Annotated in this window: 20 protein-coding genes; 18 read left to right on the forward strand and 2 right to left on the reverse strand. The window is 38.3% G+C overall.

What is annotated here, in order from left to right; all coding sequences use genetic code 11:
• Positions 1 to 5 precede the first annotated feature (5 nt).
• Genes spoIIIAC through J7Q84_RS08370 form a run of 6 tightly spaced genes read left to right on the forward strand, consistent with a single transcriptional unit; the run spans position 6 to position 3,675 of the window.
• Positions 6 to 209, forward strand: a complete 204-nt coding sequence (spoIIIAC, locus tag J7Q84_RS08345; protein ID WP_209094064.1) for a stage III sporulation protein AC — start codon at positions 6 to 8, stop codon at positions 207 to 209.
• 21 nt (positions 210 to 230) lie between these two features.
• On the forward strand, positions 231 to 617 hold the full coding sequence (gene spoIIIAD / locus J7Q84_RS08350; protein ID WP_209094265.1) for a stage III sporulation protein AD: 387 nt from the start codon (positions 231 to 233) through the stop codon (positions 615 to 617).
• 20 nt (positions 618 to 637) lie between these two features.
• Positions 638 to 1,810: a stage III sporulation protein AE gene (gene spoIIIAE, locus J7Q84_RS08355; protein WP_209094065.1), complete on the forward strand. Its 1,173-nt coding sequence runs from the start codon at positions 638 to 640 to the stop codon at positions 1,808 to 1,810.
• Positions 1,811 to 1,822: 12 nt separating this feature from the next.
• A complete protein-coding gene (gene spoIIIAF / locus J7Q84_RS08360) occupies positions 1,823 to 2,458 on the forward strand; it encodes a stage III sporulation protein AF (RefSeq protein ID WP_209094066.1) in 636 nt (211 codons plus the stop codon).
• Entirely contained in the window at positions 2,451 to 3,110 is a 660-nt protein-coding gene (spoIIIAG, locus tag J7Q84_RS08365; RefSeq protein WP_209094067.1) for a stage III sporulation protein AG, read from the forward strand. The genes spoIIIAF and spoIIIAG overlap by 8 nt, the downstream gene beginning before the upstream one ends.
• A 13-nt stretch (positions 3,111 to 3,123) precedes the next feature.
• Positions 3,124 to 3,675: a SpoIIIAH-like family protein gene (locus J7Q84_RS08370; RefSeq protein WP_209094068.1), complete on the forward strand. Its 552-nt coding sequence runs from the start codon at positions 3,124 to 3,126 to the stop codon at positions 3,673 to 3,675.
• Positions 3,676 to 3,941: 266 nt separating this feature from the next.
• Here the strand turns inward: J7Q84_RS08370 and J7Q84_RS08375 are convergent, their stop codons facing one another.
• Positions 3,942 to 4,133: a hypothetical protein gene (locus J7Q84_RS08375; RefSeq protein WP_209094069.1), complete on the reverse strand. Its 192-nt coding sequence runs from the start codon at positions 4,131 to 4,133 to the stop codon at positions 3,942 to 3,944.
• 310 nt (positions 4,134 to 4,443) lie between these two features.
• On the opposite strand from J7Q84_RS08375, the gene accB reads away from it, so the two are divergent.
• The 3 genes from accB to J7Q84_RS08390 all read left to right on the forward strand — a co-directional run bounded on the left by accB (position 4,444) and on the right by J7Q84_RS08390 (position 6,774).
• Positions 4,444 to 4,929 (forward strand): acetyl-CoA carboxylase biotin carboxyl carrier protein, encoded by a 486-nt coding sequence (accB, locus tag J7Q84_RS08380; protein WP_209094070.1) that lies wholly within the window; start codon positions 4,444 to 4,446, stop codon positions 4,927 to 4,929.
• A 77-nt stretch (positions 4,930 to 5,006) separates the two neighbouring features.
• Positions 5,007 to 6,359: an acetyl-CoA carboxylase biotin carboxylase subunit gene (gene accC / locus J7Q84_RS08385; protein WP_209094071.1), complete on the forward strand. Its 1,353-nt coding sequence runs from the start codon at positions 5,007 to 5,009 to the stop codon at positions 6,357 to 6,359.
• Between the two features lie 19 nt (positions 6,360 to 6,378).
• Positions 6,379 to 6,774 (forward strand): Asp23/Gls24 family envelope stress response protein, encoded by a 396-nt coding sequence (locus J7Q84_RS08390; RefSeq protein WP_209094072.1) that lies wholly within the window; start codon positions 6,379 to 6,381, stop codon positions 6,772 to 6,774.
• 113 nt (positions 6,775 to 6,887) lie between these two features.
• Here J7Q84_RS08390 and J7Q84_RS08395 read toward each other — a convergent pair whose 3' ends face one another.
• Positions 6,888 to 7,391: a GNAT family N-acetyltransferase gene (locus J7Q84_RS08395; protein WP_209094073.1), complete on the reverse strand. Its 504-nt coding sequence runs from the start codon at positions 7,389 to 7,391 to the stop codon at positions 6,888 to 6,890.
• A 433-nt stretch (positions 7,392 to 7,824) separates the two neighbouring features.
• Between J7Q84_RS08395 and nusB the strand changes: the two genes are divergently transcribed.
• The 9 genes from nusB to recN all read left to right on the forward strand — a co-directional run bounded on the left by nusB (position 7,825) and on the right by recN (position 17,553).
• Entirely contained in the window at positions 7,825 to 8,217 is a 393-nt protein-coding gene (gene nusB, locus J7Q84_RS08400; RefSeq protein ID WP_209094074.1) for a transcription antitermination factor NusB, read from the forward strand.
• Positions 8,218 to 8,252: 35 nt separating this feature from the next.
• On the forward strand, positions 8,253 to 9,116 hold the full coding sequence (gene folD, locus J7Q84_RS08405; protein ID WP_209094075.1) for a bifunctional methylenetetrahydrofolate dehydrogenase/methenyltetrahydrofolate cyclohydrolase FolD: 864 nt from the start codon (positions 8,253 to 8,255) through the stop codon (positions 9,114 to 9,116).
• Positions 9,117 to 9,194: 78 nt separating this feature from the next.
• Positions 9,195 to 10,568 carry an exodeoxyribonuclease VII large subunit gene (gene xseA / locus J7Q84_RS08410; RefSeq protein WP_209094076.1) on the forward strand — a complete coding sequence of 458 codons (1,374 nt, stop codon included), beginning with the start codon at positions 9,195 to 9,197 and terminating at the stop codon, positions 10,566 to 10,568.
• Positions 10,543 to 10,773 (forward strand): exodeoxyribonuclease VII small subunit, encoded by a 231-nt coding sequence (locus J7Q84_RS08415; protein WP_209094077.1) that lies wholly within the window; start codon positions 10,543 to 10,545, stop codon positions 10,771 to 10,773. The genes xseA and J7Q84_RS08415 overlap by 26 nt, the downstream gene beginning before the upstream one ends.
• A 2-nt stretch (positions 10,774 to 10,775) precedes the next feature.
• Positions 10,776 to 11,669, forward strand: a complete 894-nt coding sequence (locus J7Q84_RS08420) for a polyprenyl synthetase family protein (RefSeq protein WP_209094078.1) — start codon at positions 10,776 to 10,778, stop codon at positions 11,667 to 11,669.
• A 539-nt stretch (positions 11,670 to 12,208) separates the two neighbouring features.
• On the forward strand, positions 12,209 to 14,101 hold the full coding sequence (gene dxs, locus J7Q84_RS08425) for a 1-deoxy-D-xylulose-5-phosphate synthase (RefSeq protein WP_209094079.1): 1,893 nt from the start codon (positions 12,209 to 12,211) through the stop codon (positions 14,099 to 14,101).
• A 3-nt stretch (positions 14,102 to 14,104) separates the two neighbouring features.
• Entirely contained in the window at positions 14,105 to 14,932 is an 828-nt protein-coding gene (locus J7Q84_RS08430; protein ID WP_209094080.1) for a TlyA family RNA methyltransferase, read from the forward strand.
• Positions 14,933 to 15,201: 269 nt separating this feature from the next.
• Complete coding sequence (gene ahrC, locus J7Q84_RS08435; RefSeq protein WP_209094081.1) at positions 15,202 to 15,651, forward strand: transcriptional regulator AhrC/ArgR; 450 nt, start codon at positions 15,202 to 15,204, stop codon at positions 15,649 to 15,651.
• Between the two features lie 162 nt (positions 15,652 to 15,813).
• Complete coding sequence (gene recN, locus J7Q84_RS08440; RefSeq protein ID WP_209094082.1) at positions 15,814 to 17,553, forward strand: DNA repair protein RecN; 1,740 nt, start codon at positions 15,814 to 15,816, stop codon at positions 17,551 to 17,553.
• Positions 17,554 to 17,576: the final 23 nt, after the last annotated feature.

Below are 17,576 nucleotides of genomic sequence, written 5' to 3' on the forward strand. Positions count from 1 at the left end.
ACAAAATGTCCATGGACGTAGGGTTAATTTTTCAAATTGCAGGAATCGGTATTATTCTCGCTTTTATTCATACAGTTCTAAAGGAGCTAAAAAGAGAGGATATTGCAAACTGGGTGATATTGGTAGGATTTGTTGTGATCCTGTTTCAAGTTGCTTTTCTTCTCAATAATTTATTTGCAAAAATTAAAAGTGTGTTCCTGTTTCAATAAAAGGGGGGTATTATCATCGAAATCTTACAAATTGTGGGACTAGGGTTGATTGCCACCTTTTTGGCTGCGGTGTTGAACCAGCAAAAATCGAGTATTACATCCATGTTTATTGTATTTGTCAGCAGTGTTATGTTTTTAATTTTGATTGATCAAATCAGTGCAGTATTAAAAATGGTAGAACGCATTGCTAGTGAAGCCAAGGTGAATACGATATATGTCGAGACACTGCTCAAAATTATCGGAATTGCCTATATAGCAGAATTTGGGGCGCAGATTACAAAGGATGCCGGACAAGGTGCCCTGGCTTCTAAAATCGAGCTTGCGGGCAAAGTTCTTATTCTTGTGATGGCAATTCCGATTTTAACAGTGGTCATTCAAACGATTCTTGGATTTTTACCGAATTCATAAGGTGAAAAAGGGGTGAGCAGATGATACGTAAGACAAGCATCAGGGCCTTCTTCTTATTCCTTTTGTTTTTTTCATTACCAGTAGTTGTACAAGCTTCGCCCCCACAGCAAAATATAGTCAATCAACAACTGGAACAATTAGGAGTAGAAGATATACAGAAGTATTGGGATGATCTAGTAACTAGATATGGAGGCTACCTTCCTGAAAGCCAGAAAGGGAGCTTTATAGAATTTATTAAAGGTGATAAGCAGATTTCATTGAAGCAATGGTTTGGAGGTTTAATGAAATTTTTATTTCATGCTCTGATTGCAAATGGAAAGTTGCTCGGCACGTTGATTTTACTGACGGTTTTTAGTGCACTTTTACAGTCGTTGCAATCAGCTTTTGATAAAAGCAGTGTGGGAAAAATAGCTGATGCAGTTGTATACATGGTACTTATAGTATTTGCTTTAAATAGTTTTTATGTTGCAACAACCTATGCCAAAGATGCAATTCAAACCATGATTGATTTTATTTTGGCTCTTATGCCTATTATTTTGGCTTTGATTGCAACCGCTGGTGGAGTTGTGTCTGTCTCTTTTTTTCACCCGATTCTAATATTTTTAATGAATACAAGCGGAATGCTGATGAATTATATTGTATTGCCGCTCTTATTTTTAGCAACACTGCTTAACATTGTGAGTACGATGAGCGATCAGTATAAAGTAACCAAGTTGGCCAAGTTGCTGCAGAATGTCAGCGTTGGTTTAATCGGAGTATTTCTCACAGTATTCCTCGGGGTACTTTCGGTGCAGGGGACAGCGACTGCAGTAGCGGATGGGGTTGCTGTAAAAACGGCAAAATTTATTACGGGTAACTTTATTCCGGTTGTTGGACGAATGTTTACTGATGCTGCAGATACAGTGTTGACTGCTTCAGCTCTATTAAAGAATACAGTAGGTATTGCTGGTGTTATTATTTTGCTTTTAATTGTTGCTTTTCCGGCTATTCAAATCTTTTCCATCGCTTTTATTTATAAATTTGCAGCCGCTGTATTGCAGCCAATAGGAAGCAATTCTATCATTCAATGCATTGATATTATCGGAAAAAGTGTCATCTATGTTTTTGCATGCTTAGCAATTGTTTCATTTATGTTTTTTTTAAGCATTACTATCGTCATTGCAGCAGGGAACTTGACACTTATGATGCGGTGAGGAGGTGAAGATATGCAATTCATTACGGAGTGGATCCATAATATTATCGTATTTATCCTTCTGGCAACCGTTATTACGATGCTGCTTCCAAATTCAAGTATGCAAAAATATGTAAAGTTTGTCGTGAGTTTGCTTCTTATCGTGTTAATTTTAAATCCTTTGTTTAAATTGCTGCATACCGACATCAATGAAGTTATTTCAAGTTTTAATGATAAAGCTTATGTTGCAAACGGAAATGTAGAAAATTTAATAGATGTAAAGAAAAAAGAAATACAAGCCTCACAACGTGCATATATTTTAAAACAGATGGCTGTCCAAATGGAAAAACAAGTTGCAGAAGACTTGCAAAAGAAATATGGAGTAACAATGGCGGATGTGAGGTTGACCGTTAAAGAAGGAAGGCAGGAGGTTCAATCTGTTGAAGATCTTGCTGGAGTAACTGTAACCGTTGTAAAGGGTGAGTCAAAGCGGTCAACGACAATAGAAACAGTAAAAAAGGTTGAAATCAATACCGATACGCCGTATCAATCCCGTTTGGAGGACAATACATCTTCAGATATACAAAACTATCTCGCAAGGGAATGGCAGCTAGAAGAGAAGAAAATTAGTGTAGTAGTGGAAGGGGGGACAGGAAGAACGAATGAGTGACAATAAAAAAGAATCCTTTTTCAGCAAGCTGTTTAGTGGAAATGAGGAAGACGTGAAAACTCGTAAAAAATTAACACCTAAGCTTGTGGTTATTTTGTTAGCAATAGGAATTTTGCTCATGCTCTCAAGTAATATGTTGTCGGAAAAGAAAGTAAAGGAAGCAGTAAACCCGGTATTTCAAGAGCAAACACAACAACAAGAATCTAACGATGTTCCTGCATTTGCATCCAAGAGCAAAAGTTCTTCCGAAATAGACAAATATGAAGAAAAGTACGAACGGCAGTTGAAAGAAGCTCTTGAGAAGGTTATGGGAGTAAAAGATGTGACAGTTGTTGTCAATCTAGAATCTTCAGAATTAAAAATACTAGAAAAGGATACTGTAACGCGTTCACAGCAAACTCATGAAACAGATCGAGAAGGAGGAAAGCGTGACGTAGAAGATCAGTCAGAAGAAAAAAAGGTGGTTATTACACGTAAAGGTGATCAAGAAACACCTATCGTCATTCAAACAGAAAAGCCGGATATTCGAGGCGTTCTGATTGTGGCAAAGGGTGCTGATAACATAAAAGTAAAAACAATGATTGTGGAAGCTGTTACGAGGATGCTTGGGGTATCCAGCCATCGCGTGTCAGTTTTACCTAAAAAGAATTGAGGAGGAGAGTAATTTGGTGAAAAAGCAAACAGTTTGGTTATTAACGATGTTGAGTTTAGTGGTGGTGCTATCGGTTTATTATGTTACAACTCCGGACAGCCCTCCAACAAATCCGGTAACAACTCCGATGAAAGAAGGAAAAGAAGCAGCGAAGGAACAGGGAGCTTCTGAAAAAACAAATGCGAAAGAGGAAAAAGAAACAGTATTTGGCACAGGAGATGACTACTTTGCACAGCTTCGTTTAAATCTTACAGAAAAAAGAGATGAAATGAAAGAAAGATTACAAGAAGTTATGGGTTCTGCAAGTGTATCTGCTGAGAAAAAGAACGAAGCGTATGATCAGCTGCAAGAATTAGACAATGTTGAAGCCAAGGAAGCAGTATTGGAAACATTAATAAAAACAAATGGATATAAAGAAGTTTTAGTTCGCGCGGATGGAGAAGAGGTACGTATTACTGTAAAAGCACAAAAATCATCTGCTAAGGAAGCCAATAAAATTATTCAGCTTGTAAGAGGAGAGCTAGGAACGAAGAATGTGGCAGTACAGTTTGAGCCAATACAATAAAAGCAAGCTATCGGGTCGCAGCCCGATAGCTTTTTTAGTTAGAGCAAATATAGAATTTTTAGGGCTGCTTTCACCCACTCATAATATGAGATAAAAATAGAGTAGCTTTGCGGTGAAAAGAATGAAACAGGATAACTATATCCATTTAAAATCATTCTTTTGCTTAATGCTATACTTAATCTAGTATATTATCCCTCGGTAAAGCAAAGGGAGCGTCTTCAGTAAAGGGGAATCTATATTGTAAATTTCGAAATACTACACAGTTTTCAAACGGGCAGCCTTTTTAGGACGACAGGCTCGTTGCCGCCAGCTTCGAATCTTTCCATATAGTGATGTTGCTTCATATAGTAAATCAAAGGTTCTTGGAAACGACGGTTGCTTTTTCCGCATCGCATCTGAATAAAAAGGACAATTAACCACACAGCAGCTACAGGTATAAGTAATAATAACCAAATCATAGTATAGGCTCCCTTCTTAATATATTCCAGAACTAACCATATCATAGAGACTTATAGAAACCGTAAATAAACTGTAAATAAAATAGTAAGTTTTGGTAAAATATATATAAAGTATAAATTTATAAGTGTCTCTACTTAAAGTGGTCTTGCCAATTTTGCATATAACTTGCTATTATTACTAGGTAGTAAAAGTTATTAAAAAAACACTTATACTCTGTTAAAAAGTGAACGGAGCTATAAAAATTATTGAAATTTTACAAAATATTATCGTAATATGAATGTATAAACAACAAAGTGGGAGTGGATGAACATGTTCAAAATTCAAGAGGTTCGAGAATTAATTAAACTAATTGACGGCTCAAATATTGATGAGTTCGAATATGAAAACGATGGTGCAACAATCCGAATGAAAAAGCAGGCAAATACAGTGGTAACATACCAGGAAGCTCCTAAGCAGGCAGTAGCAGTTGCTCCAGTTGTTGAGGAAAAAGTTGCGGCTCCAGTAGCTGTCAGTGCTCCTCAGCCACAAGTAGAAGAAGCGCCTAAGAAAGAAGATGCAAATCTTCAAAAAATCACTTCTCCAATGGTAGGGACATTTTACGCTTCTCCATCTCCGGATGCCGCTTCTTATGTTAATGTAGGGGACCGCATCAATGCAGAGACAGTGGTTTGTATTGTAGAAGCTATGAAATTATTCAATGAAATCGAAGCAGAAGTGACTGGCGAAATCGTAGAAGTACTTGTGAAGAATGGACAACTTGTTGAATATGGACAGCCATTGTTCCTTGTAAAATAAATACTCGCCTGAAAACTGAGGCTGTTGCGTGCCCAAGTTACGTTTTTTTCATTACCGCATAATAAGGGGGTATGTATATGATTAAAAAAGTCTTGATTGCAAATCGAGGAGAAATCGCTGTTCGAATTATACGCGCATGTAAAGAAATGAATATTGAAACAGTGGCTGTCTACTCTGAAGCAGACAAAGAAGCATTACATGTACAATTGGCAGACGAAGCATACTGTGTAGGTCCTACTTTATCCAAGGAAAGTTATTTGAATTTAACTAATATTATTAGCGTTGCTAAGCTTACTGCTTGTGATGCCATTCATCCAGGATATGGATTCTTGGCGGAAAATGCAGATTTTGCAGAATTATGCCGTGAATGTAATATTATTTTTATCGGTCCGAGTCCGGAAGCAATTTCAAAAATGGGTACAAAAGACGTGGCTCGTGATACAATGGAAGAAGCAGGAGTCCCGATTGTTCCGGGTTCTCAAGGGATTATTAAAAGTACAGAAGAGGCTATCGAACTTGCAAATGAGATGGGATATCCTGTTATCATCAAAGCAACTGCAGGAGGCGGAGGAAAAGGTATTCGCGTAGCACATTCCGAGCAAGAGCTTATCAAGGGTATTCAAATCACTCAACAAGAAGCAAGTACGGCATTTGGAAATCCAGGAGTATATATCGAGAAGTATATTCAAGATTTCCGTCATGTAGAAATTCAAGTTATGGCAGACTCCTATGGAAATGTAATTCATCTAGGAGAACGTGATTGTACGATTCAAAGAAGATTGCAAAAGCTGTTGGAAGAAACGCCATCACCAGCTCTGGATGCCTCTATACGTGAGGAAATGGGGCAAGCAGCAGTCAAGGCGGCAGAGGCAGTAAACTATACTGGTGCAGGAACAGTTGAGTTTATTTACGAATATAAAGATAAAAAGTTTTATTTCATGGAAATGAACACTCGAATTCAAGTAGAGCATCCTGTTACTGAGATGGTGACTGGTGTAGATTTAATTAAAGAACAAATTCGGGTTGCATCAGGTGAAAAGCTTTCTCTTACACAGGAGGAAGTTCAGTTTAATGGGTGGGCAATGGAGTGCCGCATTAACGCTGAAAACCCTGCAAAGAACTTTATGCCATCTCCTGGGAAAATTCAAATGTACTTACCTCCAGGTGGATATGGCGTCCGTGTTGACTCAGCTGTATATCCGGGCTACACGATTCCTCCGTATTATGATTCCATGATCGCTAAGCTGATTACGTATGGTAAAACGAGAGAAGAAGCAATTGCAAGAATGAAGCGGGCGCTGAGCGAATTTGTCATTGAAGGTATACATACGACAATTCCGTTCCATTTGCAGCTTCTTGAACAGCCAGACTTTGTTGAAGGTGAGTTCAATACGAAGTTTTTAGAACAGCATGAGCTTGTGACACAATAATTATAAAGGAGGCATAAGCATGGCTGAAAATATATTAGATATGGGTCAAGAAACAACGCTTGGAAAAGTGGAAATTGCTCCTGAAGTAATAGAGGTAATCGCGGGGATTGCTTCAACAGAAGTAGAAGGAGTAGCCGCAATGCGCGGTAACTTCGCTGCCGGTGTTGTGGAAAAGCTGGGTAAGAAAAATCACGGAAAAGGCGTAAAAGTAGAGCTTACAAACGATGGGATTATCGTTGATATCTATGTTCTAATGTACTTTGGCGTATCTATTCCAGCTGTTGCTCAAAAAATTCAGGATAATATCCGTCAAGCATTGTTAACAATGACGGGATTGGACTTAAAAGAAGTAAACGTTCATGTTGTTGGAGTAACGTTCGAAGCTCCAAAAGCAGACATCGAACCTGTTTTATAATATTGAAAGGCCGAAGGGGAAATCCTTTGGCCTTTTTTAATGAGTAATATTCTAATAAATTAAGCTCCCATCAAAAGAGGGTAAAGAATGGCTTTACTAACGAGAATATTACTTTATAAAAACAACACCATATGCTCTTCATCTACGTAGCCATTGCCAATTTTTAAAGAATGTGGTTCTGTTCCGAACTCTTTGAAACCTATAGATTTATATAAACTTTTTGCTTTTTCATTATCGGCTACAACTGTAAGAAGCAGTTGTTCAAGTCCGGAGATAGTTGATGCTTTATCTATCATAGCTTGAATAAGCTGTCTTCCAACGCCTCCGCCTTGACTATCCGGATTAACATATACTCCCCAAATAGAGGCTTTATGTTTCATCTTCAGTCCTTTTTCCTGTCGAAAACCAGCGATTCCCATCAACATATTTTGTTCATCGAATGCCCCCAGAACGAAATGATGATCATCGTTCGGAAAAATCTCCATAACCTCTGTTAAAGGGCGGTTCACAAATTCTTCGTAGCTTCCGCTGAAGAGTTCAGGGTGCTCTCGTAATCCGTGAAGCCGCAGCTCCCAATACATATCAAATTCTTCTTTTGTAATAACACGAAACTCCATTTTCTGTCCCCCGTATTATGAGTTAAACAACTATAGTATCTAAAAGGAGTATAGACAGTATACATATTGATAGAATATTTTATAAAATCCGTACATTATGGTATGATATAGACTTAGAAGTTAACCTTTTTCTGTTTTGTTGCTGTGGAAAACGTGTAAGAAATAAAAAAAGTATGGTATTATCATTATATTGCAGACACGGAAGCAGCTGTTTATAATTTGAGGAGCAACTATAGAGCAGTTATTCCTGCATAACATATAAGTAATGTTAACCGTTACCGCAGAGTATGGAGCCTTTGTAAGCGGCTGTTATCCTTTAATGGGTTTTGGTGTTCTTACGCAGTTTTCGAGTAGGATATACTATCTATTAATGCGGGATAAATTATGACTGAAAAACTATACTATAAAAAAGAAGCAATAAAGGAGAATGAAAATGAAGCGCAGGATGGCAAGAGAAAAAGCGATGCAGGCACTGTATCAAATAGATATAAGTGGAGATATCGAACCGAAGGTCGCAATTGAAAATACATTAGAAGAAGGCGAAACCAGCGACGAGTTTCTCGAAGATCTTGTGGTAGGTTGCGTTCAACATAAAGCAGAATTAGATGGATTAATAAGCAAACATTTAGAAAATTGGAAGCTTGAACGTGTTGGCACTGTCGACCGTAATATTTTACGTATAGCTGTATATGAAATGAAGTTTATGAAGGATATTCCTGAAAATGTAACAATGAACGAGGCAATTGAAGTAGCGAAAGTATTTGGGGATGAGGAGTCGAAACGTTTCATTAATGGAGTTTTATCAAAGGTAAAACAATCCATTTAATAAATAAAGATATAATATAATAGGGGGAATAGGCAATGGTGGCAGAAATAATTCAAGGCATGGAAATTGCACAGCAAAAACGTTCAGAACTTAAAGAAAAAGTGGGGAAATTAAAAGCTGAGGGTATTACTCCTGGTCTTGCTGTTATTTTGGTAGGAAACAACCCTGCTTCTCGATCATATGTAAAAGGAAAAGAAAAAGGATGCGAAGAAGTAGGCATTTATTCTGAATTGATCGAACTACCTGAAACGATTACGGAAGAACAATTATTGCAAGAAATCAATCGTTTAAACTCTGATGATACTATTCATGGTATTTTAGTTCAATTACCATTGCCAAAGCATATTAATGAGGATGCCGTTATTGAGAGCATTTCACCTGAGAAAGACGTAGACGGGTTTCATCCGATTAGTGTCGGTAAAATGATGACAGGGCAAGATACTTTCCTTCCGTGTACTCCGCATGGGATTATTGAATTAGTGAAAGCAAAAAATATCGATATTGCTGGCAAACATGTTGTAGTAATTGGTAGAAGTAATATTGTCGGAAAGCCTGTTGGACAATTATTTTTAAATGAAGATGCAACAGTTACATACTGTCATTCAAAAACACAAAATTTAAAAGAAATTTCAAAACTGGCAGATATTTTAGTTGTAGCTGTAGGGCGTGCTAAATTTGTAACAGCTGATTACGTAAGTGAAGGAACAGTTGTTATCGACGTTGGGGTAAATAGATTAGAAACAGGGAAGCTGTGCGGCGACGTTGATTTTGATGAAGTACAAAATATAGCAAGCTACATTACTCCTGTTCCAAAGGGAGTAGGTCCGATGACGATTACAATGTTGTTGCATAATACGGTATTATCTGCAGAACGAAAGCAGATGATTTGTACAAAATAGGGAATATAAGTCCAATTAATTTAGATCAGCAGCGAGGGAGCTTCCCTCGCTGCTAAAGTGAGGAGGGAGCTTTGTGTTATGGAAAAGCAATATTTAACCGTCACAGCTCTGACACGGTATATAAAGGCAAAAATAGATCGGGATCCTCATTTGCAAGCGGTCTGGTTAAAAGGAGAAATTTCAAACTTTAAATATCACAGCCGAGGTCATATGTATTTCACCTTAAAGGATGAAAATGCAAGGATTTCTGCTGTGATGTTTTCTAATCAGAACCGAAATATTGCTTTTCAGCCGGAAGATGGTATGAAGGTACTTGTGAAAGGAAAGGTGTCGGTGTTTGAGGCGAACGGCACTTACCAAATATATGTAAATGAGATGCAGCCAGATGGAATCGGAAATTTATACTTAGCGTATGAACAACTTAAAACTCGCCTGCATGAGGAAGGATTGTTTTCGGAACGCTATAAGCAGCGTGTTCCTGTCTATCCAAAAACAATCGGTGTCGTTACATCTCCCACAGGTGCAGCCGTACGCGACATTTTGACCACGTTAAAACGACGATATCCTATTGCACATATTGTTGTTTTTCCTGCCTTAGTACAAGGGGAGTTTGCAGCGCCGTCAATTGTAAATGCAATAGAAACCGCAAATAAAATGAATAGGATTGATGTCTTAATTGTTGGCCGAGGTGGCGGATCTATTGAGGAGCTATGGGCGTTTAATGAGGAGATGGTTGCACGTGCTATTTTTTCAAGTAAGGTGCCAGTTATTTCAGCAGTGGGGCATGAAACCGATTTTACTATTGCTGATTTTGTTGCTGATATGCGGGCGCCAACACCTACAGCTGCAGCTGAGTTAGCCGTTCCAAATATAGTGGATGTGCAGGAAAAAGTGATACAGAGAACAATTCGTCTGCAAAGGCGAATGAATGAACAGCTGCAAAGAAAGGTGGATAAGCTGACAAATTTGCAAAATGCTTATGCGTTTCGCTATCCGCACCAGCTTTATAGACAAAAAGAAGAGCAGTTTGATCGTATGTTAGAAGAATTAGTCCGCGCACAACAAAGAGTTATGGAAAACAAACAAAAACAGATAGAACAATTGACTTTAAGTTTACACAACCATCATCCGCAGCAAAAAATTGACCATGCAAAGCTGGCATTCAATACATTAGAAAAACAGTTGAAAAAGGAGCTCCATAATGTATTGCGTGTTAAAGAATTTACCTTTACAAGAGCACTGTCAAAGCTAGAGACTTTAAGTCCCCTCAATGTTATGAAACGAGGCTACAGTGCGGTATATAGTGAAGAGAAACATATTATCAAAAGCATTCAGCAAGTGGAGATTGGTGACAGAATAAGCGTTCAGTTGCAAGATGGTATGCTAAATTGTAACGTATCAGAAATAGAGGAGCGTGACATAAATAATGGTACAGCAGAAAAGGAGCTTTGAGGAAGCTATTGCGCAGTTAGAGGAAATTGTAACCAAGCTGGAACAAGGTGATGTTCCGCTTGAAGATGCCATTTCTTATTTCAAAGAAGGGATGGAGCTCTCAAAAATTTGTCATGAGAAGTTACAAAATGTTGAAAAACAGATGACCGTTATTTTAGGAGAAAATGGGGAGTTGCGTCCGTTTTCTATCGGGGGAGAGGAATAATTGTGTCGAGCGTAACGTTTCAGGCTTTTAGTAAAGAGAGTAAAAAGCTGGTTGATGAAAAAGTGTTAGAATATACAGCGAGGCTGGAATGTCCTTCTGTTATACGGGAGGCAATGATGTATTCCCTAGAAGCAGGCGGAAAACGCATTCGCCCAATGTTATTGTTTGCAACGCTACATGCATTCCGTAAAACGAAAGACATTGGTCTTCCTATAGCTTGTGCACTGGAAATGATCCATACATACTCTCTTATTCATGATGATTTACCATCTATGGATAATGATGATTTACGGCGAGGAAAACCGACGAATCATAAGGTTTTTGGAGAAGCGATGGCCATCCTTGCTGGCGATGGGCTTTTGACTTATGCTTTTCAAATTATTGCAGAGGCGCGTCATGAGTCCGTTACGGACAGTATGAAGCTGCGTCTTGTAAGAGAGCTTGCAAAAGCAGCAGGGCCAGAGGGAATGGTAGCTGGGCAGGTAGCAGATATGGAAGCAGAAGGAAAAAAGCTATCCCTGGCTGAATTGGAATACATACATAAAAATAAAACGGGGCGATTGCTAGAATATTCGGTTCTAGCTGGTGCGATTTTAGCCAATGCCACAGAAGAACAACTATGCGCTCTTATGCAATTTGCTGCGTACCTTGGCCTTGCTTTTCAAATTCAAGACGACATTCTGGATATAGAAGGAACAGAAGAGCTGATTGGAAAGCCAGTTGGAAGTGATATACAAAATGAGAAAAGTACGTATACGACCTTGTTTACAGCACAAGAAGCAAAGGGAATTTTAAATGAAACCATTCAAAAAGCTCAACAGGCAATTATTCCTCTTGGTTTACAGAACGAATATTTACTTGCTATTTGTGACTTGGTGGCAAAACGCAATCATTAATATATAGTAAGGATACAGCCGCTTTGTATTTATTATGTGAAAAGCCGCCTTTGTTGAGTAAATACAATTTTTATGATATAAATATTTTACAAAGGTTTGTTTAAGCGAGACTGATGCCGTTATCACTTGTGTGTTAGCGGCTCTTTTTTCATCACGTAAGCCGACAAAGACTCCTGGATACGTGGAAGCAGGCAAGGTGAGAAAATGGAAAACTTCAGCAGATAAAAAGCACACCTTATGGTAATGACAGCGCTTTAACAAAAATAGGAGTATAAACGAACATGGTGCATAAAATATATACTACTATATTTAGGAAATATTCATTATAATAATTCAAGAGAAAATGGAGGTCCACTTCTGCATACATGAGGGCTTCGCCTTCAGCTTTAGAGAAGTGAACTGTTAGATATGCACTATCTGTAACATCCTATTTGATTTAGTTATGCACTTCGGGGGAATAAACTCCTTGATTAAAGAAGGTTCGCTGTATTCCGCCATGAAGACCTGCATTGATTACGAAATGAAAGTGAGTGATCCATATGGATCTTACGGAAATTAAGAATCCTGACTTTTTGAAAAAAATGTCCATTGAAGAATTGAATGAGCTCAGTGCACAGATTCGTACATTTCTTATTGAAGAGCTTTCTAGCACCGGTGGCCATATTGCTCCGAATTTAGGTGTCGTAGAACTGACCATTGCTCTTCATAAAGTGTTCAACAGCCCGAAAGATAAATTTTTATGGGATGTCGGACATCAATCGTATGTACATAAAATTTTAACAGGGCGTGCAAAAGATTTTGGTACTTTGCGTCAATATAAAGGGTTATGCGGGTTTCCGAAGCGATGTGAAAGTGAGCATGATGTATGGGAAACTGGTCATAGTTCTACGTCTTTGTCTGCTGCTATGGGGATGGCCATTGCGCGTGATTTAAAAAAGACGAAGGAGTATGTCATACCTATTATTGGAGACGGTGCTTTGACCGGAGGGATGGCATTAGAAGCATTAAACCACATCGGTCATGAAAAAACAGATATGATTGTTATTTTGAATGATAATGAAATGTCCATTGCTCCTAACGTGGGGGCCCTTCATAATGTCCTTGGAAGATTGCGCACCGCGGGAAAATATCAGTGGGTAAAAGATGAACTCGAGTACTTGCTCAAGAAAATCCCAGCTGTTGGAGGAAAACTAGCGGCCACTGCTGAAAAGCTAAAAGACAGCTTGAAATATATGTTGATGTCCGGGGTATTTTTTGAAGAGCTTGGATTTACATATTTAGGGCCTGTAGATGGTCATAATTATGAGGATTTATTAGAAAACTTACACTATGCTAAAAAAACAAAGGGTCCAGTCCTTATTCATGTTATTACAAAAAAAGGAAAAGGATACAAACCTGCAGAAAGCGATATTATTGGTGAGTGGCATGGTACTGGTCCATACAAAATCGAGTCTGGTGACTTTGTTAAACCGGAAAAGGCACCGCCTGCATGGAGTAAAGTTGTTAGTGAAACAGTTCGTAAACTAGCGAAAACAGACCCTCGTATTGTAGCTGTCACACCTGCAATGCCAGTAGGATCGAAATTAGAAAATTTTGCTAAAGAATTTCCTGATCGAATGTTTGATGTAGGAATTGCGGAGCAGCATGCGACAACGATGGCGGCTGGTTTAGCTACGCAAGGAATGAAACCGTTCTTGGCTATTTATTCAACATTTCTGCAACGTGCATATGACCAAGTTGTTCATGATGTATGCCGTCAGAATCTAAATGTATTTTTTGGTATTGACCGCTCGGGATTGGTGGGAGCGGATGGAGAAACACATCAAGGAGTGTTTGATATAGCGTTTTTACGTCATGTTCCAAATCTTGTAATAATGATGCCGAAAGATGAAAACGAAGGTCAGCATATGGTATGTACAGCATTGTCTTATGATGAGGGTCCTATTGCTCTTCGCTATGCACGAGGAAACGGTCTTGGAGTACCGATGGATACTGAACTGAAAAAGATACCGATTGGCACTTGGGAAACTCTTCGCAAGGGTACAGATGCGGCGATTTTAACATTTGGGACAACAATTGATATGGCGATGAAAGCTGCTGCATCTTTAGAGAAAAAAGGTATTTCTGTTCAAGTAGTTAATGCACGTTTTATTAAGCCGATGGATGAAAAATACCTTCATGGATTATTATCAAGAAATATCCCAATTTTAACAATCGAAGAGGCAGTCTTGGCTGGAGGATTTGGGAGTGGAGTGTTAGAATTTGCCCATGATAAGGGATATCATAATGCGGTCATTGATAGAATGGGGATTCCAGATCGATTTATAGAACATGGAAGTGTTAATAAGTTGCTTGAAGAAATCGGTATGACGGAAAAAGACGTTGTAGAACGAATTCAATCAATAATTCCAATTAAAGAAAAAAGGGCGTAATATATGAACGGCAAGAAAGAAAGAGTAGATATATTGTTGGTCGAACGCGGACTGGCAGAAACAAGAGAAAAGGCAAAGCGTGCAATCATGGCCGGGCTGGTTTATGCAAACGAAGAACGCTTAGATAAGCCTGGAGAAAAGATTGACCGGGAGTCTATGTTAACAGTCAAAGGGCAGATTATGCCATATGTGAGCCGTGGCGGTTTTAAACTGGAAAAGGCTCTGCAGGAATTTCATATTGATTTACAAGATAAGATTGTACTGGATATAGGAGCCTCTACAGGGGGATTTACAGATTGTGCATTGCAAAATGGAGCAAAGTTATCATATGCATTGGATGTAGGATACAATCAGCTTGCTTGGAAGCTGCGTCAAGATGAGCGTGTTGTAGTGATGGAGCGTACTAATTTTCGTTACGTCACTCCAGCAGATTTACAGTATGGTATGCCGCAGTTCGCAAGTATTGATGTGTCGTTTATTTCCCTTAGGCTGATTTTGCCTGTTTTAAAAACATTACTTGTTCCAAATAGTGATGTAGCAGCTTTAATTAAGCCCCAATTTGAAGCGGGACGAGAGCAAGTTGGGAAAAAGGGAATTGTACGCGATCGGAAAGTGCATGAGTCGGTTATCGGTACCATTATAGACTTTGCTTTGAAAGAAGGGTTTGATGTACAAGCTCTAACATTTTCTCCAATTACCGGCGGCGATGGAAATATTGAATTTCTTGTTCATTTGAAATGGAATGGAGAACGGGAAACTGGTGAAAACTTATGTCAGAAGCAACCGAGTATAATCGTAGAAGAAGCGCATGAAGTATTAAAATCGCTGTAAAAGAGGAGGAGAATGGGCTCCTCTTTTTTGTTAGCATTGTTCGTAGTATAAATCATAGGAAAAGATGAAGAAATAATGTAAAAAAGTGAGAAAATGATAACTAGATGCTTGAAAAATAAAACTCTAAAAAACCGACTTGGTTCTCTTAAAAGTACGATTGTTCTACAAAACAAATGTATACAAGGACAATGGAATGAGTTAACATTATTATGAAGTAATATCATGTAAAAGTTAAAAATTTTGTGAAGATAGTGGTGAGGTGCATAATTATGAATAAAGGTCAGCGCCATATTAAAATTCGGGAAATTATTGCAAATAAAGAAATTGAAACACAAGATGAACTAGTTGATATCTTAAGAGACGAAGGATTTAATGTAACGCAGGCGACTGTTTCACGCGATATTAAAGAGCTGCATCTTGTGAAAGTGCCATTGCATGATGGAAGATATAAGTATTCCTTGCCAGCCGACCAACGCTTTAATCCGCTTCAAAAATTAAAACGAAATCTTGTCGATGCATTTGTAAAGCTCGATATTGCAGGACATATGATTGTTTTAAAAACATTACCAGGAAACGCAAATGCTATTGGAGCGTTAATAGATCACTTAGATTGGGATGAAATTCTGGGTACGATTTGCGGTGATGATACGGCCTTGATTATCTGCCGTACCCCTGAAGATACTGCAGTGATTCGTGACAGATTTATCAATATGTTATAAAGCATAAAGCTTTACGTTCATTAGCAGACTGAAAAAGTCTGTTGTTATGTCTTTCTACTGGGTTCAGAAAGATAAAATGAATGTAAGGCTTTTTATCTTTTATAGGTCACGCTTTCTCTTTTTATGCAAATATGATATTGTGATAACGAGGTGAGTGGTGTTTTGTTATCGGAACTATCTATTAAAAATTTTGCCATAATTGAATCTTTATCCGTTTCGTTTGAAAAAGGCCTTACAGTATTGAGTGGCGAAACAGGAGCCGGAAAATCGATTATTATTGATGCTATTGGTCTCCTCGTTGGAGGCAGGGGATCATATGAATTTGTTCGATACGGGACAGAAAAAGCAGAAATTGAAGGATTGTTTTACATAGAAGATGTACATCATCCATGCGTTGCAAAAGCAGCCGACCTTGATATTGCTATAGAAGACGGGATGATTATTTTAAAGCGTGACATCAATGCAAATGGAAAAAGTGTGTGCCGTATTAATGGCAAGCTTGTGACGCTTAGTACGTTAAAAGATATAGGAAAGACGCTTGTAGATATTCATGGACAACATGAGCATCAAGATTTGATGAATGATGAACGACACTTGTTTATGCTAGATCATTTTGATGTTGCAAACCTAGCGCAGCGAATGGGTGCCTATCAACAGTATTATGTGCAATATGAAAAGGCGAAGAAACACTTTAGAAACTTGACGGAAAATGAGCAACAAATGGCTCACCGTCTTGATTTAATACAGTTTCAGTTCGAGGAAATCCGAAAAGCAGATTTGAAAATCGGCGAAGATCAAAGTCTGATGGAAGAGCGAATGAAAATTTCTAATTTCGAAAAAATTTTTAAAGCACTTGGAGATGCTTACCGTTCTTTAGGAGGCGAAGGAAGTGGTCTTGATCATATAGGAAATGTCATGCGACAAATTGAAACTATAACTGATATAGATACATCTCTTAAAGATACGTATGATACGATCGCCAATAGCTATTATTTGCTTGAAGAGGTATCTTACACTCTGCGCGAGAAGCTGGATGCAATGGAATATGATCCGAAGCGTTTAGAGTATATCGAAACTCGTTTAAATGAAATTCGTATATTAAAACGGAAATATGGCAATACTGTGGAGGAAATTTTAGAATATGCTGAAAAAATTCAACAAGAGATACTGACTATCGAAAATAAAGATGTACATATAGAACAGACCAAAAAACGGCTCAAAGAACTTGAAGGTGTTATTGTCAAAGAAGCGATAGAGTTATCGGCAATGCGCCGGAAATTGGCGAATCAGCTTACTCATGCTATTCAGCAAGAGTTAAAAGAGCTGTACATGGATAAAACGAAATTTGAAGTCGTTATGACGAAGAAAGAAGGATCGATAGATGATCCTGTAGTAGAAGGTGTGCCGGTCAAGTTGACAGCGGATGGATTTGATAACGTTGAATTTTATATTTCCACAAACCCTGGAGAACCGTTAAAGCCCCTTTCAAAAGTCGCATCTGGAGGAGAGCTTTCCCGTATTATATTAGCGCTTAAGAGTATATTTTCTAAACATCAAGGCGTTACTTCTGTTATTTTTGATGAAGTAGATACAGGAGTCAGCGGTCGCGTTGCTCAGTCTATTGCGGAAAAGATTTATCGGGTTTCTGTCGATTCGCAAGTATTGTGTATTACTCATTTACCGCAGGTTGCTTCTATGGCAGACACACATTTATTTATTCAAAAAGAAATTATAAATGACCGTACTAGTACCTCGGTTAAAGTTTTGAATGAAGTTGAAAAAGTAACGGAGATTGCACGAATGATTTCGGGTGTTGAAATTACTGAGGTAACAAATGAACATGCTCGGGAGCTTTTGCAGCAGGCCAAGCGTATTAAACAAACATCTGAAGCTATCCAATAAAAGGATAGCTTTTTTATATCTGA

The sequence above is a fragment of the Bacillus sp. 165 genome, assembly GCF_017742235.1.
Taxonomy (GTDB): Bacteria; Bacillota; Bacilli; order Bacillales; family Bacillaceae_G; genus JAGHKQ01.

Bases quoted from the DNA above. Each gene is read 5' to 3' on its own strand.
- spoIIIAC (WP_209094064.1), top strand. From the start codon at position 6: ATGTCCATGGACGTAGGGTTAATTTTTCAAATTGCAGGAATCGGTATT.
- spoIIIAE (WP_209094065.1), top strand. From the start codon at position 638: ATGATACGTAAGACAAGCATCAGGGCCTTCTTCTTATTCCTTTTGTTT.
- spoIIIAF (WP_209094066.1), top strand. From the start codon at position 1,823: ATGCAATTCATTACGGAGTGGATCCATAATATTATCGTATTTATCCTT.
- spoIIIAG (WP_209094067.1), top strand. From the start codon at position 2,451: ATGAGTGACAATAAAAAAGAATCCTTTTTCAGCAAGCTGTTTAGTGGA.
- J7Q84_RS08375 (WP_209094069.1), bottom strand. From the start codon at position 4,133: ATGATTTGGTTATTATTACTTATACCTGTAGCTGCTGTGTGGTTAATT.
- accB (WP_209094070.1), top strand. From the start codon at position 4,444: ATGTTCAAAATTCAAGAGGTTCGAGAATTAATTAAACTAATTGACGGC.
- accC (WP_209094071.1), top strand. From the start codon at position 5,007: ATGATTAAAAAAGTCTTGATTGCAAATCGAGGAGAAATCGCTGTTCGA.
- J7Q84_RS08390 (WP_209094072.1), top strand. From the start codon at position 6,379: ATGGCTGAAAATATATTAGATATGGGTCAAGAAACAACGCTTGGAAAA.
- J7Q84_RS08395 (WP_209094073.1), bottom strand. From the start codon at position 7,391: ATGGAGTTTCGTGTTATTACAAAAGAAGAATTTGATATGTATTGGGAG.
- nusB (WP_209094074.1), top strand. From the start codon at position 7,825: ATGAAGCGCAGGATGGCAAGAGAAAAAGCGATGCAGGCACTGTATCAA.
- folD (WP_209094075.1), top strand. From the start codon at position 8,253: ATGGTGGCAGAAATAATTCAAGGCATGGAAATTGCACAGCAAAAACGT.
- xseA (WP_209094076.1), top strand. From the start codon at position 9,195: ATGGAAAAGCAATATTTAACCGTCACAGCTCTGACACGGTATATAAAG.
- J7Q84_RS08415 (WP_209094077.1), top strand. From the start codon at position 10,543: ATGGTACAGCAGAAAAGGAGCTTTGAGGAAGCTATTGCGCAGTTAGAG.
- dxs (WP_209094079.1), top strand. From the start codon at position 12,209: ATGGATCTTACGGAAATTAAGAATCCTGACTTTTTGAAAAAAATGTCC.
- J7Q84_RS08430 (WP_209094080.1), top strand. From the start codon at position 14,105: ATGAACGGCAAGAAAGAAAGAGTAGATATATTGTTGGTCGAACGCGGA.
- ahrC (WP_209094081.1), top strand. From the start codon at position 15,202: ATGAATAAAGGTCAGCGCCATATTAAAATTCGGGAAATTATTGCAAAT.